Origin of the sequence: Streptomyces sp. NPDC005811 (genome assembly GCF_040630405.1) — a bacterium.
GTDB lineage: Bacteria > Actinomycetota > Actinomycetes > Streptomycetales > Streptomycetaceae > Streptomyces.
The window spans coordinates 47908-68994 of record NZ_JBEXXK010000038.1 but is presented as its reverse complement, the minus strand read 5'-3'; the positions used below and the strand labels follow the sequence as shown (position 1 = coordinate 68994).

Genomic DNA, 21087 nt, shown 5'->3' with positions numbered 1-21087 from the left:
ATCGCCGTAATGAGGAAATCATCAAATTTGACGGAACCTTGCGTCAAGGGTGCGCGGGGAAGAATTGATGAATCCATCAGAACTGTGGGTGTGTGATGCGACACGGCTAGAATCCGCACATGTCTTCGTCAGCCCCGCCCCGCAACCGCTTCGAGCGGCGCCGTGCCGAGACCCGCCAGGCCCTGATCCGCGCGGCGCGGCGGATCCTCGCCGAGACCGGGGACACCGGCGTCAGCATCCAGGCGATCGCCGAGCGCGCGGACGTCGGCTTCGGATCGTTCTACAACCACTTCGCGTCGAAGACGGAGCTGTTCGACGCGGCGGTCGTCGACGCGCTGGAGGAGTTCGGCCAGGCCTTCGACGCGCGTCTGACCGGGATCGACGACCCGGCGGAGCTCGTCGCGGCCGGTTTCCGGCTCAGTGCGCGGATGGCGGACTCCCACCCGGAGCTCATGCAGGTGCTGCGCCGGCGCGGACTCGGTTACCTCCACTCCGAGAACGGCCTCGCCACTCGCGCCGTGCGTGACCTGGAGCTGGGTCTCGCCTCCGGCCGCTTCACCGCCCTCGACCCCGTGGTCGCCCTTTCCGCCCTCGGCGGCACCCTGCTGTCCCTGGTCGAACTGCGCTTCACCCGCCCCGACCTGGACGGCGACGAGGCCGCCTCGAACCTCGCGGAGATGGTCCTGCGCATGCTGGGCCTCACCGTGGAGGACGCCCACGAGGTCGCACGACGACCGCTGCCAAAACTCGGCTGAGGCCGAGTCGGTCCTCGGGCGGAGGGTGGGTTTCGGGCGGGGCCTCGGCCGGAGGCTGGGCTCGGGCGGGGCCTCCGCCGGAGAGCGGGTACGGGCGGGGCCCCGAATGTGGGGCGGGGTCCGGTTGGGGCTTCCGGCGGAGGGCGGGCCCGGGGCTGACGGCAGGGGACAGCGGGTTCGGGGCTGACGGCAGGGGGCAGCGGGTTCGGGGCTGACGGCAGGGGGACGGCGGGTTCGGGCCGGAGTGTAGGCGGGGTGTGGTCCGGGCCTGGGTGGGTGGCGGGTTCGGGTCGGGCCTGGGTGGATGGTGGGTTCGGGTCGGGCGTCAGGTGGAGGACTGGTTCGGGCCGGACCGTAGGCGGAGCGTGGCCCGGGGCGGGTCGGGTCTGGGCGGTTGGCGGGTGCGGGTCGGATCTCGGGTCTGGGCGGTTGGCGGGCCCGGGTCGGGTCTGGGCGGTCGGGCGGGTTCGGGTCGGGTCTGGGTGCAGGGGGACGGCGGGTTCGGGGCGGGGCTCAGGTGGAGGAGCGGTCCGGGTGGAAGGTGACCTCCGTGCCCGTGAAGCGGGCGGTGAGTCCGTCGTCCGTCGTGGTGACCGACTCCAGCCGCAGTCCCTCGGGGATGTTCCGCAGCGGGACGGGGCGCGCCAGGGCCCGGTCCGGCAGGGCCCGCGCGGCCGGGGCCGGTTCGTCCCCGGCGAGGCGGACGTCCGTGAAGGCGACGCTGTTCCCCGCGGCCGCCGACACGTCCGCGCCGACCGTCACGTCCCCCGCGAGCGGCAGCGCGACCGTCGCGTCGACCCGGCCCGGCCCGTCACCCCGGGAGATCTCCACGCCCAGCGCGTCCGACAGGTCCGCGTACGACAGGAACGCCGTCGCCTCCACGCTCCGCGCCCGCGCCCTCTGCGCACCGCCCCCGGTCCTGAGCCCGTCCAGGCCGACGGTCAGCCGGGTCACCGGCAGCGGCCGGTCCGCACCCCGGGCGGGGATGTCCCGGGCGGTGAGGTCGACATGCCGCAGACTGCCGCCGGCCAGCTGTGTCAGTACGGGAAAGCCGCGGACGTGCACCGAGGGCCGCTCCGGGGTCGCCATGCCCTCCTGGAACGCCTCGGCGGTACGGCCCTCCGCGCGGGCGGCGGCCGCCCGGTCGACGGCGACGGCCCCGGCCGCCAGCGCGGCGGCGCTGGCGATCGCGACCGCCGCGATCCGCCGCCCGCGCCGGCGCGGGGTGGAGCCCTTGTCGTTCTGGGGTCGGTACACGTGCGTTCCTCTCGGGAGGGGGTCAGTCGTCGGTGCGCGCGACGGCGAGGCCGGTGTCCACGCCCACCGCGATCAGGGCGGCGGCCACCGTGCGGGTGCCCTCGTCGTCGCTCCAGGTCCCGGTGTTCGCACAGTCCAGGAGCGCCAGCAGCAGCCCTTCGAGCGCTCGGCTGAGCGGTCCGGGCGGGAGGCCGTCGTGGAACACGCTCTCCCGCTGGCCCCGCTCGATGATCGTCCTGGCCGTCTCCCGGGCGGGCGCCAGGAGCGCGGCCACCCGCTCCGGCCCCTGGTCCTGCGGGGTGAGCCGCAGCAGCATCCGGTAGCGGTCGCCGACCGGCCACAGCGCCAGGACGAACCCGGTCAGCGCGGCGACGGCGTCGTGCTCGGGGATCCGTACCGCCGCCAGGGCGCGCCGCAGTGCCTGCGCGGCGTCCGCGACGAGCCCCTCGACCAGCGCGGGACGGCCCGCGAAATGGCCGTAGACGGTACGGCGCGCCACGCCGGCCGCCTCGGCGATGGCACCGAGGCCGACCTCGGGGTCGCGGCCGAGCTCCCGGCGCGCCGCCTCCAGGATGCGGGCCCGGGTGGGCGGGGTGTGGTGCCGCCCGCCGCCCGGGACACGTGGGCCGCTCATGTCGGACCTCCGGTCCATGACGAGAAGGGGGAGGAGGGGGAGAAGGGGGAGAAGGGGGCGAAGGGGGAGGGGGCTTGATAATTGCACATTGGCGAGCAAGAAACTAGTCGGCCCTCCCGGCGGGGCGCCCGGTGCCCCGGCGGTGCGTGACCCCCGTACGGCGTAACGTCGACGTGTGGACGTCACCGCGGACACCGTCGTCGCCCGAGCCGCGCAGGAGCTCGGGCGGCAGGTCGACGGGCTGATCGCGGACGTGGAGGTGTGCCTGCGCGAGGAGGTCCCGGACCTGTGGGACGACCCGGGCATCGGCCGGATGGCCTCGCGGAACATCACCGAGCATCTCGTCGGCGCGCTGGCCGGCCTCGCGCACGGCATCGACCCCGACCGGATCGATCCGCCCGCCGCCGATGCCGACCGGGCCCGCCGGCTGGCCCGGCACGGCACCCCCGTCACCGCGATGCTGCGGGCCCACCGCCTCGCCCAGGCCATCGTCCTGGACCGGCTGCTCGCCCAGCTGCCGCGGCTGACGCGCGACCCCGGGCTGATCGCCGCGGCGGCCCGCAGCCTGATCGCGATCACCACCGCGTACGTGGACCGCACCTCCCAGCAGGGCGTGGTCGCCTTCCAGCGGGAACGGGACCGCAGGCTGCGCTGGCGGCTGGCCATGGTCAACGAGGCCGGGATGCGCATCGGCACCACCCTCGACGTCGCCCGCACCACCCAGGAGCTCGCCGATCTCGCCACCGAGCACTTCGCCGACCTCGCCACCGTCGATCTGCTCGACTCCGCGCTCCACGGCCCCGACACCCCGGCGCAACGGCCCCTCGCCCTGCGCCGGTTCGCCCGGCGCCCCGCGGGCGATCCGTACGACGGGACGCCCCGGCTCCACACGTACCCGCAGGGCTCACCCCCGGACCGCGCCCTGACCACCGGCCGCCCGGTACGCCACCACACCGACCCGCCCACCGACACCCCGCCCACCGACACCCCACCGGAAAGGCGCCCCCCGGTCCACTCCACCCTGGTCGTCCCCCTGTGCGCCCGGGGCGCCACCCTCGGCGTCGCCCGGTTCTGCCGCCACCGCAACCCCGACCGCTACGACGACGAGGACCTGCTGCTCGCCCAGGAGATCGCCGCCCGCGCGGCCGTCGCCGTCGACAACGCCCGCCGCTACACGCACGCCCGCGCCACCGCCCTCAGCCTCCAGCGCAGTCTGCTCCCGCCGCGCACACCCCCGCAGTCCGCCGTGGAGGTCGCCTCCCGTTATCTGCCCGCCGGGGGCCGGGCAGGGGTCGGCGGGGACTGGTACGACGTGATCCCGCTGTCCGGGGCCCGCGTCGCCCTCGTGGTGGGGGACGTCGTCGGCCACGGCATCCACGCCGCCGCCACCATGGGCCGGCTGCGCACCGCCGTCCGCACCCTCGCCGACATCGACCTGCCGCCCGACGAACTCCTCACCCACCTCGACGACGTGGTGCTGCGGCTGTCCGCCGAGGCCGCCGCCGACCCGGACCGCGAGGACACCGGGGACATCGGCGCCACCTGTCTGTACGCGGTCTACGACCCCGTCGGCCGCTGCTGCACGCTCGCCCGGGCCGGCCATGTGCTGCCCGCGGTGACGGCCGCGGACGGCACCGTCGCCCTGCTCGACCTGCCGCCGGGGCCCCCGCTGGGCCTGGGCGGGCTGCCGTTCGAGGCCGTGGAGGTCGAGCTCCCCGAGGGCAGCCTGCTCGCCCTCTACACCGACGGCCTGATCGAGGCCCGCGACCACGACGTCGAGACCGGCCTCGCCCTGCTCCGCGAGACGCTCGCCCGGCCCGCCGACGACCTGGAGGCCACCTGCGACGCCGTGCTGTCCACCCTGCTGCCGGACCGCCCCGACGACGACGTGGCCCTCCTGCTCGCCCGCACCCACGTCCTCGGGGACGGCCGGGTGGCCGGCTGGGACCTGGAGCCCGATCCGGCCGCCGTCTCCCGGGCCCGCTCCGAGGTGGCCCGGCAGCTCGCCGACTGGGGGCTCGACGGGCTCGACTTCACCGCCGAGCTGGTGGTCAGCGAACTGGTCACCAACGCCATCCGCTACGGCACCCCGCCCATCGGGCTCCGCCTCATCCACGACCGCGGTCTGCTGTGCGAGGTCTCCGACGCCGGCAGCACCACCCCCCACCAGCGCCGCGCCCGGGCCGACGACGAGGGCGGCCGCGGTCTCCTCCTGGTCGCCCGGCTCGCCGAACACTGGGGCACCCGGCACGCCCGCCACGGCAAGACGGTCTGGGCCCAGCTCGACGACTCGGCCGGCCTCCCGGAGCCCGCCTTCCCCTAGGAGGGAGCTCAGGAGGCGGCCGACGGGCGGGGGTCCCCCGCCGGTGTCAGGCTGAAGGGACCAGGACTCGCGGCTGCGGAAGGGAATCCCCGTGATCACCACCGACCCCACTCCCGGTGTCCCCTGCTGGATCGACCTCGGCGCCCCCGACGTAGGGACCGCCGCGGACTTCTACCACGCCGTGCTCGGCTGGGACTACGAGCCCATGGGCGGCGAAGGGGAGGCCGGCCAGGGCGGGATGTTCAAGAAGGACGGGAAGACCGTCGCCGGGCTCGGCAAGCTCACCGAGGAGGGGGCGCGTTCCGCCTGGATGATCTACTACGACGTGGCCGACGCGGACGCCACCACCGAGGCCGTCCGGCGGGCGGGCGGCACGGTCCGGGTGGCACCCCGTGACCTCGGCGAATGGGGTCGGATGGCGCAGTACAGCGACCCCCAGGGCGGCCAGTTCGCCGTCTGGCAGCCGGGCAGCGAGGCGGGCTTCGAGCTGGTCGAGGAGCCGGGCTCGCTGTCCTGGACCGAGCTGCACACGACCGACGCGCGGGCCGCCAAGGAGTTCTACGGCGAGGTCCTCGGCTGGCGGTTCGGCGACATGGAGATGCCGGGCGGTGGAGGCACGTACACCCTCATCACCCCCGAGGGGCTGCCCGAGGAGCGGATGCAGGGCGGGCTGATGGAGGTCCGCGAGCAGGACCTCGCCCTCGCGGACGGCCACCCGTACTGGCACCCGGTCTTCACCGTCACCGACTGCGACGCCGCCGTCGCCGAGGTCACCGGCCACGGCGGCCGTGTGCAGATGGGACCGGCGGACGCGGAGGGCGTGGGCCGCGTCGCGGTCTGCGTCGACCCGGCCGACGCCGACTTCGTGCTGCTCAGGCCCACCGGGGCCACCGGGAACTGAGCACCACGGCCGGGCGTCAGTCGAGCGTCACCTCCACCGGCAGTTTCTTGATGCCGTTGACGAAGTTGGAGCGGACCCGCGGCACGTCCCCGGCCAGCCGGATGTCCGCGATCCGCGGGATCAGCTCCTCGAACATGATCCGGATCTCGGTGCGGGCGAGCAGATTGCCCAGGCACAGATGCGGGCTGCCCTTGCCGAAGGTGACGTGGTCGTTGTGCTGCCGGGCGACGTCGAAGTCGTACGGGTTGCCGAAGACCTCCTCGTCACGGTTGCCGGAGGCGTACCACATGACGACCTTGTCGCCTTCCTTGACGTGCTTGCCGCCGAGCTCGACGTCCCGGGTCGCGGTGCGGCGGAAGTGGTAGACGGGGGAGGCCCAGCGCAGGAACTCCTCGACCGCGGTGGGGATGAGGGAGGGGTCGTCCTTGAGGCGGGCGAGCTGCTCGGGGTGCTGGAGCAGGGCCAGCATGGAGTGCGAGATGGTGTGCCGGGTGGTCTCGTTGCCGGCGACGACCAGCAGCAGGAAGTAGTTGTCGAAGTCCTGCGGCGACAGCGGCACCCCGTCCCGCGGGGTGGTGTTGACCAGCTTCGACACCAGGTCGGAGCCGTCCTTGCCGCGCCGCTGCCGGGCCAGCTCACGGCCGTACTCGAAGACCTCGACCGAGGCGGGGGAGCGGAACGGCAGATCGCGGTACTTCTCGCTCTCCGCGCTGTGCAGCAGCACGTCCGCGTAGTCGGGGTCGGTGTTGCCGATGATCCGGTTGCCCCAGTCGATGAGCTTCTGGTTGTCCTCCGGCGGTACGTCGAGCAGCCGGGCCAGCACATTGATCGGGAAGTCGGCGGAGACGTCGGCGACGAAGTCGAAGGTCCCCTTGGTGAGGGCCGCGTCCAGGGTCCTCGCGGTCAGCCCGCGCAGGAAGTCGCCGTAACTGTTGATCACGCTCGCCCCGAACTGGCGCTGGATCACACTGCGCAGCGCCCGGTGCCGCACGCCGTCCAGCTCCAGGATGGAGGCCCGCTTCTTGATCTGGTCGTCGTCGACCTCCTCCAGGTTGACGAACCGGGTGGAGGTGAAGGTCTCGGCGTCCCGGTCGACGCGGGCGATGTCGGCGTGCCGGGTCACCGCCCAGAAGCCGGAGTTCGGGGCGTCCTCGGGCTGCCAGTGCACCGGGTCCTCGTGGCGCAGGGTGTGGAACATGCGCCACGGGGTGACGCCGTCGGTGAAGCGGTCGAGGTCGGCGAGGTTCACGTCCGCCAGCGGCAGCGGCTCGTGCACGGCGGGGGTCAGGATCTCGGTCATCGGTGGGTCCTCGGGGTCACGGGGATGGGGGTCACAGGTGGTAGGCGTACTCGGTGAACTCCCAGTCGGTGACATGCCGTTGGAAGCGTGCGACCTCGTCCCTCTTGTAGGTGAGGAACGCGGTGGTGAAGTCCTTGCCGAGCAGGTCGGTCAGGGCGGTGTCCGCCTCCAGCGCGTCCAGCGCGGCGGACAGGGTGGGCGGCAGCAGGGCCGCGCGGGTGGTGTCGTAGCCGTAGCCCTCCAGCGGCGCCGGGGGCTCCTCGCCCGCGCGGACGCCCAGCAGGGCCGCCGCGGCCGTGCCCGCGATCAGCAGGTACGGGTTGGCGCTCGCGTCGCCGAGCCGCAGCTCGAGGCGGGCCCCGGAGCCGCGCTCCGGCGGGATCCGGAGCATCGCGCTGCGGTTGTCCAGCCCCCAGTCGATCAGCCAGGGGGCGAGGGTGTCCGGGCCGAAGCGTTTGTACGAGTTCACGGTCGGGTTGGCCAGCGCCGCGAGGGCGGGGGCGTGCGCGAGGACACCGGCGACGGCGTGCCGGGCGGTGGCCGACAGCCCGTGGGCGCCGGACGGGTCGTCGAAGACGTTGCGTCCGTCGGGGTCCTCGCAGGACAGATGGAGGTGGAACCCGGAGCCGCCCGCCTCGCCGAACGGTTTGGCCATGAAGGTGGCGAGCCGGCCCTCCCGCCGGGCCAGCTCCTTCACCGCGGCCTTGAAGCGGAAGGCGCGGTCGGCGGCGTCCAGGGCGCCGGAGTGGGTCAGATTGATCTCGTACTGGCCGCCGTCGAACTCGTGGTTGCCGTTGGTGACGCCGATCCGCAGGTCGCGCAGCAGCCGCAGGGTGCGCAGCAGATGGTTGTCCGGGTCGGCGCGCAGACCGGCCGTGTAGACGGCGCCGGTCGTCTCCGGCGAACGGCGCCAGCCGGTGGGGCTGCCGGGGGCCGGCTCCAGCAGGAAGTACTCCAGCTCGGGGCCGACGACCGGGCTGAGGCCCTCCTCGGCGCACCGGGCGAGGACGGCCCGCAGCAGATCGCGCGGGGACTCGGGGGCGGGGGCCGAGGTCGCCGGGTCGGTGACCTCGCCCAGACAGGCCGCGACGCCCGGCTCCCAGGGGAGCACGGTCAGCGTGGACAGGTCGGGGCGGACGCACACGTCCGGCAGCCCGGCGTCCAGGCCGCCCGCGACCGGGACCACGTCCCCCTGGGGCGAGGTGTGGTAGACGGCGCGGCAGAAGGCCAGGCCATGGGCGCAGGCCGTGGGCAGATGGTCCAGCAGGACGTCACGGGCGCGGTCCGTGCCGATGAGGTCGGGGTAGATCACCCGGACCACGTCGACGCCCTCGGCGGCGAGCCGCTCCATGTGGCGGCGGATGTCTGGGATGTCTGATGCGCTCACCGAAGTCTCCTTGAGCGGACGGGCGGGGACTCCCTGGTGCTCCCTCGTACCCGGCTAATCGTTTGGTCCCGAACGGTATGGAGAGGGGTCGTCGCCCCGCAAGGGGGTGCGCCGAAAAATTTATCCACCTGGACAGGTATTGACCAGGGCTGGGCGGCTTCCTATGTTGTTTGAAGCCAAACGAGTTGCGAGCGTGAGGAGGGCGGCCATGAAGGTCGTCGTCGACATGAACAAGTGCCAGGACCACGGCCAGTGCGTCTTCGCGGCCCCGGACGTCTTCTCGTTCGACGACGCCGGACGCCTGGCCTACGTCCCCGACCCCGACGACGCGCTGCGCGACGAGGTCGAGGAAGCCGCCGACGTCTGCCCGCTGCAGGCCATCCGGATCGAGGACTGACCCCATGACCGGACGCATCGTCGTCGCCGGGGGCTCGATGGGCGGCCTGCGCGCCGCCGAGCAGCTGCGGGCGGCCGGCTGGACCGGGGCCGTCACGGTCGTCGGCGAGGAACCGCACATGCCCTACAACCGGCCGCCGCTCTCCAAGGAGGTACTGGCCGGCCGGGCCCCCTTCGAGTCGCTCGCCTTCACCCCGAAGGCGGCCGCCGCCGACGTCGAGTGGCGGCTCGGCACGAAGGCCGTCGGCGCCCGCCTCGACGAACGGACCGTCACCCTCGACGACGGCTCCACGCTGCCGTACGACGGTCTCGTCGTCGCCACCGGCATGCGCCCCCGTCGGCTGCGCTGCCCCGGCCCGCTCCCCGGCCGCCACACGGTCCGCACCCTCGCCGACGCCCGGGGACTGCGCGACGAACTGACCCGCCCCGGCGTCCGGGTGGTCGTGGTGGGCGCCGGGTTCATCGGCTGCGAGGTCGCCGCGACCGCGGTGGGCCTCGGCGTCGGCGAGGTGACCGTCGTCGATCCGCTGCCGCTGCCCATGGCCGGCCCCCTCGGCGACCTGCTCGGCCGCGCCCTGCTGCGGCGGCACGAGCGGCGCGGGGTGCGCTTCGCGCTCGGCACGGGAGTCGCTGGGTTCGAGGGCACCGACCGGGTGACCGGGGTCGTCCTGTCCGACGGCACCGTGCTGCCCGCCGACGTGGTGGTGGAGTCGGTCGGCTCCGTCGCCAACGTCGAATGGCTTCAGGACAACGGCCTCGACCTCACCGACGGCGTCCTCACCTGCGCACGGCTCCGGGTCGGCGGCCGGCCGGAGGTCGTCGCGGTCGGCGACGTCGCCCGCTTCCCCAACGCCCGCTACGACGGCGTACCGCGCCGGGTCGAGCACTGGTCGATCCCGACGGACACCGCCCGGCACGCGGCGAAGGCGCTCGTCGGCCATCTCCTCGGCGAGGAGCGGGAGCCGGCCCCGTTCGCCCCGCTGCCCACCTTCTGGAGCGACCAGCACGACTTCCGGCTCCAGTCCTTCGGCGCGCCCGTCCTCGGCCTCGGTGACGTCCGGGTCCTGGACGGCGACCCGGACGGCGATACGGACGGCCGTCCGGAAGGCGACCTCCTCGTCGGCTACCACCACACGGACCGGCTCGTCGGCGTCGTCGCGCTCGGCGGCCAGGCCGCCGCGCTGGGCGCCGCCCGGTACCGCGCCCAGTTGCTCCAGCAGCCCGCCCTCACCGCGTAAGGAACCCCCGTCATGTCCGCTGTCCGTGGCTTCTTCTCCCCCAAGACCGCGACGGGAGCCTCGTCGCTGATCCCGTCCCCGCCGTGGCGCTACTCCGGCGACCTGCTCACCGTCGAGTACCGCACCGACCCGGCGCGGGTGCGTGAACTCCTGCCCGAGCCCCTGGACCTGGCCGAGGACGACCCCGGCGCGGTCGCGCTGATCTGGGCCGACTGGCAGTCCTGCTCCGCCTCCGGCGACGAACTGCTGGACCCGGTGCTGGCCCAGTACAAGGAGGCCTTCGCGGTCGTCCGCTGCAGCTACCGGGGGCAGACCTACTCGCGGTGCGTCTACATCTGGGTCGACAAGGACTTCGCGATCGCCCGCGGGCTGCACCAGGGCTATCCGAAGAAGCTCGGCTCGATCCACCAGACGCGCCCCCATCCCTACGGGCCCGCGCCGCGGATCGAGGCGGGGGCGCGGTTCGGGGCGACGCTCGCCGCCGCGGACCGGCGGCTGGCCCAGACGGTGGTGACGCTGCGGGAGCCGTCGGCGACGAACGGGTTCGTCAACGGGCACCCGATGGCCCACCACCGGTGGCTGCCCTCCATCGAGAAGGGGAAGGGACTGGCCCTGGACGAGCTGATCGAGTCCGGCGCGGCGTCCTTCGAGGGCGGGCAGGCGTGGGCCGGGGACGCGGAGCTGGAGCTGTTCGAGGCGCCCACGGAGGAATTGGCGCGGCTGGAGGTGCGGGAGCCGATCGCGGCGTACTACCGGCAGGTCGGGGTGGTGTGGGACGGGGGGCGTCTGTTGGAGTCCGGTATGTCGGGAGCGAGTGCCGCTGAGTGAGGCCGGTGGTCGGGTGCGGGTGCGTTGTGGCTGGTCGCGCCCACGCGGCGGAGCCGCCGATCGGCACAACCCCGCGCCCCTAGGTAAGCGGCAGTCCCCCTAATCGAGATTGGACCCTTGCTCATGTCCCACAAGATCAATGTCGCCGGTGTCTCCGTCGACACCCGGCACTGGATCGGGGGCGAGCGTGTCGCCTCCGCCGACACCTTCACCGATCACTCGCCCATCGACGGGAGTGCGCTCGGCGAGATCTCCCGGGGTACGCCCACCGAGGCCGCTGCCGCCGTCGCCGCCGCCAAGGCCGCCTTTCCCGGCTGGGCCGCCACCCCGTGGGCCGAGCGGGCGCGGATCCTGCACGCCATCGCCGACGGGGTGGAGAAGCGGCTCGAAGAGCTCGCCATCGTCGAGACCACCGACAACGGGGCGCTGCTGCGGTCCCACCGGCGCGGTGTGATGCCGCGGGTGGCGCACAACTTCCGCTTCTTCGCCGACTGGCTGCTCACGCTCGGGCACGAGGACTTCGAGACCCGCGGGCACACCAACCACGTGTCCTGGGACCCGGCGGGCCCCTGTGTGCTGATCACCCCGTGGAACGCGCCGCTGATGCTGGCCACCTGGAAGGTCGCCCCGGCCCTCGCGGCCGGCGACACCGTGATCCTCAAGCCCGCCGAGTGGTCCCCGCTCACCGCCTCCCTGCTCGCGGACATCGCCGCCGAGGCGGGGCTGCCAGCCGGGGTGCTGAACGTCGTCCAGGGCTACGGCTCCGAGATCGGCGACGCGCTCACCTCGCACCCGGACGTGCGCCGGATCAGCTTCACCGGCTCGGTGCCCACGGCCAAGCGGATCTCGGAGTCGGCCGCGGCCCACCTCACCCCGCTGAGTCTCGAACTCGGCGGCAAGTCACCGCTGCTGGTGTTCGCCGACGCCGATCTCGACCTCGCCGTCGACCTCGCCGTCGAGCAGTACGACAACGCCGGGCAGGTCTGTCTGGCCGCGACCCGCTTCCTCGTCGAGGAGTCGGTGGCGGAGGAGTTCACCCGGCGGTTCGTGGAGAGGGCGGGCGCGCTCGTCCAGGGCGACCCCCGTGACGAGGCCACGGACATCGGGCCGAACATCCATCCGCGTCAGCTGGAGAAGATCGACGGATTCGTGCAGCGGGCCCTCGCCGGCGGGGCCAAGGCCGTGATCGGCGGGCGGCGGGGGGACGGCCAGTTCTACGCGCCGACCCTGCTCACCGACGTCCGCCAGGACAGCGAGATCGTCCAGGAGGAGGTCTTCGGGCCGGTCCTGACCCTCCAGACCTTCGCCGACGAGGAGGAGGCGGTCCGGCTCGCCAACGACACCCGGTTCGGGCTGGCCGCCACGCTCGCCACCGGTGACCGCGAGCGCGCCGAGCGCGTCGGCGCGCAGCTGGTCGCGGGCACCGTGTGGGTGAACTGCTTCTTCGTCCGCGATCTCCAGGCGCCCTTCGGCGGCTCCCGGCACTCCGGCGTCGGCCGGGAGGGCGGGACCTGGAGCTTCGACTTCTACTGCGACCTGAAGAACACCGTGACCGCGCCGAAGGGGTGGACCGACCGTGGGTGAGATCGTCGGGGCCGGGCTGCTCGCCCATGTGCCCACCATCGTGCTGCCGGAGGCGGACCGGCTGGAGCTCAACGAGGGCAAGGAGATCACCCTCGTCACCGGCCTGAACGAGCTGCGCCGGGAGGTCTTCGAGCGCGACGACTACGACACCGTCGTCGTCCTGGACTCCCACTGGGCGACCACCGTCGAGTTCGTCGTCACCGCCCAGCAGCGGCGGGCCGGACTGTTCACCTCCGAGGAACTGCCGCGGGGGATGTGCCGGATGCCGTACGACTTCCCCGGCGACCCCGAACTCGCCCGCAACGTGGAGAGGTTCGCCGACAAGCACGGCACCTGGATCACCGCGATCGACGACGACTACCTGCCGATCTACTACGCCACCACCAACCTCTGGAAGTTCCTGGGGGAGGGGCTGCCGGACAAGCGGTGGGTCACCATCGGCGTCTGCCAGACCGGTGACATGGAGGACCATCTGCGGCTCGGGCGGGCGCTCGCCGACGGGATCGCCGCCACGCCGGGGCGGCGCGTCCTGCTGATCGCCTCGGGTGCGCTCTCGCACACCTTCTGGCCACTGCGCGAACTGCGCGACCACGAGTCCAGCGACCCGGTCCACATCCGCACCCCCGAGGCCCGGGACGCGGACTACGAGCGCATCGCCTGGTTCAAGGAGGGCCGCCACGACAAGGTCCTCGACACCATGGACGCGTTCTGGAAGGTCAAGCCCGAGGCGAAGTTCTTCCACTACCTGATGATGGCCGGCGCCCTCGGCGAACAGGCCTGCACCGCGAAGGCCCGGCAGTACGGGGAGTACGAGAACTCCGTCGGCACGGGCCAGGTCCACCTGTGGTTCGACCGCCCCGCCGACGGCTGGACCGGCAGCGGAGTCCAGCAGACCCAGCGCACCCCTCACAGCCGTATCTAGGAGCCACCGTCATGCCCGAGTACCGCCGTATCCTCCTCGACGGCGCCGCCGTCCAGGTCACCGTCGACGGGGACGAGCTCGTCGCCGGGGACGGCCGCCGCGTCAAGACCGAGGAGGCGCAGCACCTGCCCCCGGTCGTCCCGTCCAAGGTGATCGCTGTCCACCTCAACCACCGCAGCCGCGTGGACGAGTTCGGTATCCAGCTGCCCGACACCCCCACCTACTTCCACAAGCCGACCTCCGCCCTCAACTCCCACCAGGGCGCGATCGTGCGCCCCGAGGGCTGCAAGTGGCTCAACTACGAGGGCGAGGTCGCCATCGTCATCGGCAGGACCGCGCGGAACATCTCCCCGGCCGAGGCGGGCGACCACATCGCCGGCTACACCGTCGCCAACGACTACGGGCTGCACGACTTCCGTGACACCGACGCCGGTTCCATGCTCCGGGTCAAGGGCTCGGACACGCTGTGCCCGCTCGGCCCGGGGCTGGTCACCGACTGGGACTTCCACGGCAAGTACCTGCGCACCTACGTCAACGGCGAGGTCGTCCAGGACGGCTCCACCGACGAGATGCAGTGGGACATGCACTACCTGGTCGCCGACATCGCCCGCACCATCACCCTGTACCCCGGCGACGTGCTGCTGTCCGGCACCCCGGCCAACTCCCGTCCCGTCCAGCCGGGCGACGTCGTCGAGGTCGAGGTCGAGGGCCTCGGCCGGCTCACCAACCACGTCGTCACCGGGCCCACCGCGATCCGCACCGACGTCGGCGCCCAGCCCACCGAGTCGGAGGAGGTCCTCTCCACGGCCCTCGGCGGCGACTGGGAGTTCCGCGGCATCCGCCCGCCGCGCCGCTGACCGCGCCCACGCGAAGGCGCCGCACCGCCACGACCCGCGAGGCCGGCGGCGCGGCGCCCCTATGCGTCGCTCAGTTCTTCCGCGTCGCTCAGCCCTTCGCCCGTCGGCCGCTGCGGCGCGGGGCGGGTTCGGCGCCGTCGAGGAGGGTCAGCCGGCGCTCCTCGCCGTGCTCCTCGACCTGCCGGACGACCTGGCGCAGCCCCTCGGCCACACCGCGGCACTCCTCGTCGCTGAGCCGGGAGGCGACGAACGCCTCCTCCTGGTTGAACTCCGGGAACAGACGGCGCATCAGCGTCTCGCCCTCCTCGGTGAGGCTCAGCAGCACCAGCCGGCCGTCCGAGGGGTGACCGGCCCGCCGGAGCAGCCCGCGCCCCTCCAGGGTCCGGGAGACCCCGGTGAGCGTGCCCTTGGAGATACCGGCCTCCTCCGCGACATGCCGGGTCTCGGACTCGCCCCAGACCCACACCACCCAGAGCACGACGAACGCCGTCCAGGTCAGATCGGCGCCGCGCAGCACGGAGTTCTCCAGGTGCTGGCGGACGGCCGACGCGGCGCGGTAGATGTTGGCGACCACCGCCATCTGCTCGCGATGGATCGGTATCCCGCCGAGCTTGGCCGCGGCCAGCTTCTCCGCTTCGGTGATGGACCGGTGCCCAGGCACTGGCACGCTCCCTTCGATGCGATCATCGGTCGATCGTTCGGAGTCAAATTATACGAGTGGGACACCCCGGCGCCGACCAGGGGCTTCAGGGGCGGGTCACCCGCCGTACCAGGTCCGCCCAGGCGGCCCGGAGACGGTCGGCCGGGATCCCGCAGGAGCCGCCCAGATAGTCCATCGTCTCGAAGTCGGTGAAGGCGAGCAGGGCCTGGGCGAGCATCTCGTGGTCACCCTCGACGCCCGCCTCGCGCAGGAGGTCCGCGACATGGGCGCGGAAGGCGAGGCCCGTCGCGGAGCCGCTGCGGTGCCGGGGCAGGAGCCGGCGTCCCAGGGCGGCGCCCAGGTCCGAGGTCGCCGCGACCCGGTCGATCAGCGCGCAGCCGAACGCCGCCAGCCGCTCCACCGGCGGTGCGCCCGGGCCCAGGGGCGGGGGACCCGAGGTGTACGCCGTCCGGAACCCGGCCTCGGCCTCGTCGATCAGGGCGAGCAGGAGACCGTCCCGGTCGCCGAACCGGCGGAACAGGGTGCCCTTGCCGACCCCGGCCTCCTCCGCGACCGCCTGCATGGTCACCTGCTCGACACCGCGCTCGCCGACCAGCCGCCGCGCGGCCTCCAGCAGCCGGGCACGATTGCGGACGGCATCGCTGCGCCCGGCCCCGGCGCCACCGCCCCGAGCCTCCATCGGCCCTCCCGTACTCCCGGTCCCGACCACGGCCGCGATCGACGGCCCAGGGTAGCGGCGTGCCCCGCCCCCGGGATGGGCCCACGGACGGACTCCGCCTCGGCGATCGGACCTAGGACGCGCCGCCGACCGGGCCTCTGAACACGGGTTTTCCTGAACGGCCCCGGTGTTTCCTCCGTATACGTCGAGGTGACCGCGAAGAAGCCGGACCGTGCCTCCGCGTGGGTGCGAGCCGGGCTGTTCGCGCTCGTCGGCAGTGTGCTCGCAGCCCTGGGGCATCACGCCGTCACCGAACAGGCGGTGCCGTGGCGGCTGGTGACCGTCTTCACGGTGGCTCAGTGCGCGCTGGCCAGGCCCTTCGTCCGGCGCTCTCTCTCCCTGCCGGTGGCCGTCGGCTGCACCCTCGTGGCGCAGACCGGGCTGCACCTCGCCCTGGCCCGGGCGGGTGGCGGGCACGGGGCGGGGATGGACCCCATGGGGCACACCGGCCGCACCGGTCATGTCGGTCATACCGGTCACGCCGTTCATGCCGCGCTGATGGACGGGCACGTCCCGCATCACGCGGGCACGGCCATGACGGTGGCTCACCTGCTGGCGGCGCTCGCCACGGCCTGGCTGCTCCACCGCGCCGACACCGCCGTGACGGTGGCCCTGGCGGCGGCCCGGACCGTGCGGTCGGCCGTGCGCGCCGTGCTGGCGCGGGTGCTGCCGCCGCTCGTCCGCGGAACGCTCCACGAGCCGTCGGCGGCCAGGGACCGGACCGGCCACTTCACCCCGCCCGTCGCGGCGGGGACACGCGATCTGGAACACGCGCTGGTGCGCAGGGGACCCCCGGGACGGTCGCACGTCCCGGTCCTTCCCTCACCCCGGCCGGCCGGCTTCGGCCCGCCGGGTCCCCGTACCAGCAAGGAGTCCTCCTGTGCGTCCGTTCCCCGCGTCCCCGTCCCCGTCCGTCCGCACCGCGCGGCGGGCCGGTGCCGTCGGCGTCCTCGCGCTGACCGCCGCCCTCGCCCTGGCCGGGCCCGCCTTCGCCCACGCGGAGGTCGAGGCCGACACCGCGCGGGCCCTGGCCGAGAACGTCACCCTCAGCTTCGTCTCCGAGGCGGAGTCCGCCGAGGCGGGCTTCACCGAGATGCGCGTCGTCCTTCCGGAGGGCATCGCACCGGGTGACGTCACGCTCGTCGAGGCCCCCAAGGGCTGGACGTTCAAGGCCACGGCCGACGGCTACACCCTCGGCGGTCCGAAGCTCGCCGTCGGCACCGACGCCGAGTACAAGGTCAAGGTCAGGCAGCTGCCGGACGCCGAGGAGATCGCCTTCAAGACCGTCGAGACGTACAGCGACGGCGAGATCTCCCGCTGGATCGAGCTGCCGGGCGGCGGGGCGGAGCCCGAACAGCCCGCGCCCGTGCTGAAGCTCAAGGCCGCCGCGGCGGGTGCCACACCGATCGGCCCCAGCCCCACGGCGACCGCCTCGCCCTCGGTGACCGCGACGGCGCCCGCCGCCGCCCCCTCGGCGTCGGCCGCCACGACCGCCGGGGAGAAGAAGGGCGAAGAGAAGAAGGACGAAGAGAAGAAGGGTGAGGACGGGGGCGGTTCGGCCGGGCTGATCGCCGGTGGTGCGATCGCGGCGCTCGCCGTGCTGGGCGGCGGCGCGTGGTGGCTGGTCCGGCGCCGCTCGACGGCGGCCGAGGACTGATCCGACGCCTCACCCGCGCGGCACGAAAGGTGCCCTCGCCCGGACCGGACGGGGGCACCTTCCCGTCTCCATAAGGGCTGCCTATGGCGCCATTTCCCATGATCCTCTACCGGAAAGGGCGCGGGACGTCCTACCGTGCGAGCGGAACCGGGCACTCCGGCGTCGGCCGAGGCGAGGACGCCCCCCGAGCACAGATGAGGCGACCGTATGCACGAGATAGCGGCACTGCTGCGCGAGTACGACCGTGCTCGCGCCTACACCGACGACCTCTGGAAGGACCTCACCCCCGACGAGGTGACCTGGCGCCCGCACGAGAACTCCAGCGCCATCGGCTGGCACCTGGGCCACCAGGCCCATGTCGCCCACTTCATGATCCGCAACCTCACCGCGGCCGAACCGAGCCCCGACCCGGAGCTGGACGCGCTGATGGACTCGGCGAACCCGGAGAGGTTCCGCGGCGCGCTGCCCACCGTCGAGCGGCTCACCGCCTTCCGCGACACCGTCGCCGAACGCGTCCACGCCCGGATGGGCGACATCGCCGCCGGCCGGGTCGGGGCGCCCGCCCAGCTCACCGTCGTCGCGACCCATCTGCTCACCACGCTCGTCAACCACGAGTACCAGCACGACCAGTGGATCGGCGAGGTCCGCGCCGACGCCCTCGGCCACGCACTCCCGCCGGACCCCGACGGCGGGAACACACGCCGTATCGACGGCTACCTCGTCCTCGACTGCCTCTAGCCCCGGACCGGTCGCCGGTTCCCCCGGGCCTCATACGACGATGCAGGTCAGCGCGGCCCAGAGGAGGGGCGCGTGCTCGATGCGGCCCTCCGCGCGCCAGCGGTCCAGGCACTCGCGCTGCCAGCGGCCGAGCCGTCGTACGGGGTCCTCGTCCTCGTGGGCGGCGTCGACGGCGACGATCGCGTCCGTCAAGGGGCGCACCCGCTCGGGCACTCCGGCCAGCCGGTGGAAGGCGAAACTGGTCGGCAGCGGCCAGCGGGTGGCGGTGACCAGGTCCGCGCCGTTGTGGAGCATCGCCGTGGCCAGGCCGAACGACTCGGCGAACCGCAGATCGCCGCCGCTCTCGCAGCCGATCAGGGCGACCCGCGGGGGCGCGGGCCAGATCCGCGCCCCGGGCTCGCCGTCGTCGCGCAGGGGCAGCGTGCCCAGCAGGAGGTCCTTGGCCGACAGCGGCCGATGGGTGCGGACCGGCTCCGTCAGGCCGGCGGTCCGCGGACCGCAGCACAGATGCAGGGCGCCGTCCTCGCTCTGCCCGCCCTCGACCGGCGCACCGCTGACATGACCGACGTACAGCAGTCTGCGGGCGCCCTTGCGCAGCACCTCGCCCAGCCAGTCCCGGTCGAGGTCGGTGCGGCGGAAGGCCTCCGCCGGGGTCGCCGCAGTGGGCTCCACGGCGCCCGTGCCGAGGTGGCGCGCGACCAGGGAGAGCAGGTCCGGGTCGGATCCGGGCGGCCCGAGGACCGAGCCGAGCGGGGAGTCGGCCCGGAAGCCGGGCACGCGGGGGTCGAGGAGGAGGACGACCGGGCCGTTGCCGGGCGCCGGACGCCCGGGGGTCCGCTGCCGCCGCAACGACGTCGGTGCCGTCGTCACCACGTCCGCCAGGTCGATGAGCCGGGTGTCTCCGTCGTCGACGGCGAGCAGTTCCCAGGGGACCTGGGCGACCCGGGGCGAGGGCTGGATGCGGACCAGTGGCCGGCCCGCGCGCTCCGCCACCTGCCGGAGCTGCGCCGTCAGCCTGTCCGGCCACAGCGCCTCGCCCAGCGTCCGCGCGAGCCGTCGCTCGGCGTCCCGGTCGGTCAGCGCACCGGACGCGAACGCGCGCCGCACCCCCGCCGCACCCTCGCCCGTCCCGGGCAGCGCCGCCATCAACTCCCTTACGGCGATGTCGACTTCAGCGGCCGGGCCGCGCCCGGTGCCGAACCCCCGGGCGCCCCCGGCCCAGGTCCAGGTCAGGAACAGGTCCCCCGCGTCCGCCAGCCGGACCTGGACCACCGGGCGGCTCGTCAGCTCCTCGGTGTTCCAGAACGGCACGTCCTCCTCGGCCACGATCGGCCGCCGGTAGCGGAACTCGGCCGCGGCGATGAACTCCTGGAGCGCGACCCGGCCGGACTCCGCCGACATCCGTACCTTCGGCGGCGGCGCGACCCGCAGTCCGGCGGACCCGGCGGCATCGGCGGCCACACCGCCGAGCGCCAGCGCCCCGCCCTCGCCGTCGCCGTACGTCTTCATGGCCGGGTCCGGGAAGACCGGCGTCCCGCCGTCCTCGGCGGCGCCCGGTGTGGCGTCCAGGGCCAGGCCCGCGCCCGCGCAGCGGTGTTCCACCAGCTCGAAGAGGAGCCCCTGGTCCCCGCGGCGTACGGCGAGCCGGAACACCAACCGCATGGCTTCGTCGGCCAGGTGCAGCCACTGACTGCGCGCGTGGGCGGTGACGAAGTCGTGGCGCGCCGCGGCCAGGGTCAGCGCGGCGGGGAGGGCCAGGGAGAGCGCGGTGTCGACGGAGGCCGTCCCGTGGCCGGGACGGCCGGCGTGGCCGGACCGGTCCAGGTCGTCCTCCAGGGTCCTCGCGAGCATGAGGTCGACCTGGGCGCACCGCTCATGGATCGCCCGCTCCTGGTAGACGTCACGGGCCTCCTGGGCGAGCCGCTTCATCTCCTCGATGTCGCCCCGCTCGTAGGCCTGTTGGGCGCCCAGCAGCATGGTGTCGGCGGCGGCGACCGTGGCGCCGAGCCGGGCGAAGCGCGCCAGGCTCGCCGTCATCAGGTCGTGCGCCCCCGTGGTGTCGCCGCGCAGACCGGCGAGATGACTGCGCGCCTGCTCGCAGGCCGCCAGATCCCCGAACTGCCGCCGGTGCTCGAAGACGGTGGACGCCTCGGCGAACATCCGCTCCGCCAGGTCGAGTTCACCCCGTTCCAGGGCGAGGAACGCCCGGTGCGCGAGCAGCGACTGCTCCTGACCGGTGTCGCCCAGCGCCCGGAAGCCGTCCTCCGCGCGGGCGAAGTGGTCCTCGGCCGCGTCGTACCGCCCGGTCGCGCAGCAGATCGAGCCGAGCGCGGTCAGCAGCCGCGGGAGGGTCTCCGCCGCGGTCGCCGGGGTCGTGGACAGCAGGAGCGTCGCGTGTTCCTCGGCGGTGCCCCACTCGCCCCGGTCGATCAGCAGGAGCACCCGGCCCAGGCCGAGTTCGGCGGCGCGCAGCCCGTCGGGGTCGTCGAACCCGGGCAGCAGGTCCGCCGCCTCGTCGAGACGGGCGAGGGCCTCGTCCGGGCGCCCCGTGCCGGCGAGTACGGCCGACCCGGCGACCAGCGTCCGCAGCAGGATCTCCCGCCACAGCTGACGGCCGCGCGGTCCCATCGGCGCCGACGCGATGCCGTCGAGCAGGGCGCGCGAGCGCCGGTTGGTGTCCTCGGCGCGGGGCAGGTCCGACGCGGAGAGGAGGACGCTGGTGAGGTCGGCCAGCAGATGCGCGCGCAGGAACCGGACGTCGGGGGAGTCCTCCAGGGACTCGGCCAGGCCGAGCAGTTCGTCGTAGGCGGCGCACGCGGCGCCGAACTCGGCGGCCAGGTGGTGCGCGTGGGCCCGCGCGTAGCCGCCGTCGAAGGGCTCCCCGTACAGCTGCGGCGGCGCGCCGCAGGCGTCTGTCGTGTCCGTCATCGG

The 21087-nt window shown here is 73.7% G+C and carries 19 protein-coding genes; 11 read left to right on the top strand and 8 right to left on the bottom strand.

Annotation, left to right across the window (positions count from 1 at the left end; translation table 11 throughout):
* Positions 1–119: 119 nt before the first annotated feature.
* The gene (locus ABZ490_RS33935) at positions 120–755 is read left to right on the top strand and encodes a TetR/AcrR family transcriptional regulator (RefSeq protein WP_358998865.1); all 636 of its coding nucleotides are present in this window, start codon (positions 120–122) and stop codon (positions 753–755) included.
* 513 nt (positions 756–1268) lie between these two features.
* Here the strand turns inward: ABZ490_RS33935 and ABZ490_RS33930 are convergent.
* A complete protein-coding gene (locus ABZ490_RS33930) occupies positions 1269–2012 on the bottom strand; it encodes a DUF2993 domain-containing protein (RefSeq protein ID WP_358998862.1) in 744 nt (247 codons plus the stop codon).
* 22 nt (positions 2013–2034) lie between these two features.
* Positions 2035–2646 carry a TetR/AcrR family transcriptional regulator gene (locus ABZ490_RS33925; protein WP_358998859.1) on the bottom strand — a complete coding sequence of 204 codons (612 nt, stop codon included), beginning with the start codon at positions 2644–2646 and terminating at the stop codon, positions 2035–2037.
* A gap of 175 nt (positions 2647–2821) precedes the next feature.
* On the opposite strand from ABZ490_RS33925, the gene ABZ490_RS33920 reads away from it, so the two are divergent.
* Both ABZ490_RS33920 and ABZ490_RS33915 read left to right on the top strand, forming a co-directional pair.
* Positions 2822–4969, top strand: coding sequence for a SpoIIE family protein phosphatase (locus ABZ490_RS33920; RefSeq protein ID WP_358998856.1), 2148 nt, complete (start codon positions 2822–2824; stop codon positions 4967–4969).
* 91 nt (positions 4970–5060) lie between these two features.
* On the top strand, positions 5061–5870 hold the full coding sequence (locus ABZ490_RS33915; RefSeq protein WP_358998853.1) for a VOC family protein: 810 nt from the start codon (positions 5061–5063) through the stop codon (positions 5868–5870).
* A 16-nt stretch (positions 5871–5886) separates the two neighbouring features.
* Here the strand turns inward: ABZ490_RS33915 and ABZ490_RS33910 are convergent, their stop codons facing one another.
* Together ABZ490_RS33910 and ABZ490_RS33905 are read right to left on the bottom strand one after the other, a co-directional pair.
* Positions 5887–7170 (bottom strand): cytochrome P450, encoded by a 1284-nt coding sequence (locus ABZ490_RS33910; RefSeq protein ID WP_358998850.1) that lies wholly within the window; start codon positions 7168–7170, stop codon positions 5887–5889.
* Positions 7171–7201: 31 nt separating this feature from the next.
* Complete coding sequence (locus tag ABZ490_RS33905; protein WP_358998847.1) at positions 7202–8557, bottom strand: glutamine synthetase family protein; 1356 nt, start codon at positions 8555–8557, stop codon at positions 7202–7204.
* Between the two features lie 208 nt (positions 8558–8765).
* Here ABZ490_RS33905 and ABZ490_RS33900 point away from each other — a divergent pair, with 208 nt between their 5' ends.
* From ABZ490_RS33900 to ABZ490_RS33875, 6 genes are all read left to right on the top strand, one after another.
* Positions 8766–8954: a ferredoxin gene (locus ABZ490_RS33900; protein WP_358998845.1), complete on the top strand. Its 189-nt coding sequence runs from the start codon at positions 8766–8768 to the stop codon at positions 8952–8954.
* 4 nt (positions 8955–8958) lie between these two features.
* Complete coding sequence (locus ABZ490_RS33895; protein WP_358998842.1) at positions 8959–10191, top strand: NAD(P)/FAD-dependent oxidoreductase; 1233 nt, start codon at positions 8959–8961, stop codon at positions 10189–10191.
* Between the two features lie 12 nt (positions 10192–10203).
* Entirely contained in the window at positions 10204–11019 is an 816-nt protein-coding gene (locus tag ABZ490_RS33890) for an acetoacetate decarboxylase family protein (RefSeq protein WP_358998839.1), read from the top strand.
* Between the two features lie 123 nt (positions 11020–11142).
* Positions 11143–12603 carry an aldehyde dehydrogenase gene (locus ABZ490_RS33885; protein ID WP_358998836.1) on the top strand — a complete coding sequence of 487 codons (1461 nt, stop codon included), beginning with the start codon at positions 11143–11145 and terminating at the stop codon, positions 12601–12603.
* Complete coding sequence (locus ABZ490_RS33880; protein WP_358998833.1) at positions 12596–13525, top strand: 3,4-dihydroxyphenylacetate 2,3-dioxygenase; 930 nt, start codon at positions 12596–12598, stop codon at positions 13523–13525. The genes ABZ490_RS33885 and ABZ490_RS33880 overlap by 8 nt, the downstream gene beginning before the upstream one ends.
* Before the next feature lie 11 nt (positions 13526–13536).
* On the top strand, positions 13537–14382 hold the full coding sequence (locus ABZ490_RS33875) for a fumarylacetoacetate hydrolase family protein (protein ID WP_358998831.1): 846 nt from the start codon (positions 13537–13539) through the stop codon (positions 14380–14382).
* An 88-nt stretch (positions 14383–14470) separates the two neighbouring features.
* Here ABZ490_RS33875 and ABZ490_RS33870 read toward each other — a convergent pair whose 3' ends face one another.
* From ABZ490_RS33870 to ABZ490_RS33860, 3 genes are all read right to left on the bottom strand, one after another.
* Positions 14471–15043: a MarR family transcriptional regulator gene (locus ABZ490_RS33870; RefSeq protein WP_358998828.1), complete on the bottom strand. Its 573-nt coding sequence runs from the start codon at positions 15041–15043 to the stop codon at positions 14471–14473.
* 85 nt (positions 15044–15128) lie between these two features.
* Complete coding sequence (locus ABZ490_RS33865; protein WP_358998825.1) at positions 15129–15722, bottom strand: helix-turn-helix domain-containing protein; 594 nt, start codon at positions 15720–15722, stop codon at positions 15129–15131.
* A gap of 584 nt (positions 15723–16306) precedes the next feature.
* Positions 16307–16495, bottom strand: coding sequence for a hypothetical protein (locus tag ABZ490_RS33860; RefSeq protein ID WP_358998823.1), 189 nt, complete (start codon positions 16493–16495; stop codon positions 16307–16309).
* A gap of 146 nt (positions 16496–16641) precedes the next feature.
* Here ABZ490_RS33860 and ABZ490_RS33855 point away from each other — a divergent pair, with 146 nt between their 5' ends.
* Together ABZ490_RS33855 and ABZ490_RS33850 are read left to right on the top strand one after the other, a co-directional pair.
* Positions 16642–17418, top strand: a complete 777-nt coding sequence (locus ABZ490_RS33855; RefSeq protein ID WP_358998820.1) for a DUF1775 domain-containing protein — start codon at positions 16642–16644, stop codon at positions 17416–17418.
* Positions 17419–17625: 207 nt separating this feature from the next.
* The gene (locus tag ABZ490_RS33850; protein WP_358998817.1) at positions 17626–18156 is read left to right on the top strand and encodes a DinB family protein; all 531 of its coding nucleotides are present in this window, start codon (positions 17626–17628) and stop codon (positions 18154–18156) included.
* Positions 18157–18186: 30 nt separating this feature from the next.
* On the opposite strand, the gene ABZ490_RS33845 is transcribed toward ABZ490_RS33850, so the two are convergent.
* Complete coding sequence (locus ABZ490_RS33845) at positions 18187–21084, bottom strand: CHAT domain-containing protein (RefSeq protein ID WP_358998814.1); 2898 nt, start codon at positions 21082–21084, stop codon at positions 18187–18189.
* Positions 21085–21087: the final 3 nt, after the last annotated feature.

What these genes read in the sequence shown, in the direction of transcription:
- ABZ490_RS33900 (WP_358998845.1), top strand. Translation starts at nt 8,766, where the DNA reads ATGAAGGTCGTCGTCGACATGAACAAGTGCCAGGACCACGGCCAGTGC.
- ABZ490_RS33890 (WP_358998839.1), top strand. Translation starts at nt 10,204, where the DNA reads ATGTCCGCTGTCCGTGGCTTCTTCTCCCCCAAGACCGCGACGGGAGCC.
- ABZ490_RS33925 (WP_358998859.1), bottom strand. Translation starts at nt 2,646, where the DNA reads ATGAGCGGCCCACGTGTCCCGGGCGGCGGGCGGCACCACACCCCGCCC.
- ABZ490_RS33885 (WP_358998836.1), top strand. Translation starts at nt 11,143, where the DNA reads ATGTCCCACAAGATCAATGTCGCCGGTGTCTCCGTCGACACCCGGCAC.
- ABZ490_RS33845 (WP_358998814.1), bottom strand. Translation starts at nt 21,084, where the DNA reads ATGACGGACACGACAGACGCCTGCGGCGCGCCGCCGCAGCTGTACGGG.
- ABZ490_RS33935 (WP_358998865.1), top strand. Translation starts at nt 120, where the DNA reads ATGTCTTCGTCAGCCCCGCCCCGCAACCGCTTCGAGCGGCGCCGTGCC.
- ABZ490_RS33910 (WP_358998850.1), bottom strand. Translation starts at nt 7,170, where the DNA reads ATGACCGAGATCCTGACCCCCGCCGTGCACGAGCCGCTGCCGCTGGCG.
- ABZ490_RS33865 (WP_358998825.1), bottom strand. Translation starts at nt 15,722, where the DNA reads ATGGAGGCTCGGGGCGGTGGCGCCGGGGCCGGGCGCAGCGATGCCGTC.
- ABZ490_RS33895 (WP_358998842.1), top strand. Translation starts at nt 8,959, where the DNA reads ATGACCGGACGCATCGTCGTCGCCGGGGGCTCGATGGGCGGCCTGCGC.
- ABZ490_RS33875 (WP_358998831.1), top strand. Translation starts at nt 13,537, where the DNA reads ATGCCCGAGTACCGCCGTATCCTCCTCGACGGCGCCGCCGTCCAGGTC.
- ABZ490_RS33850 (WP_358998817.1), top strand. Translation starts at nt 17,626, where the DNA reads ATGCACGAGATAGCGGCACTGCTGCGCGAGTACGACCGTGCTCGCGCC.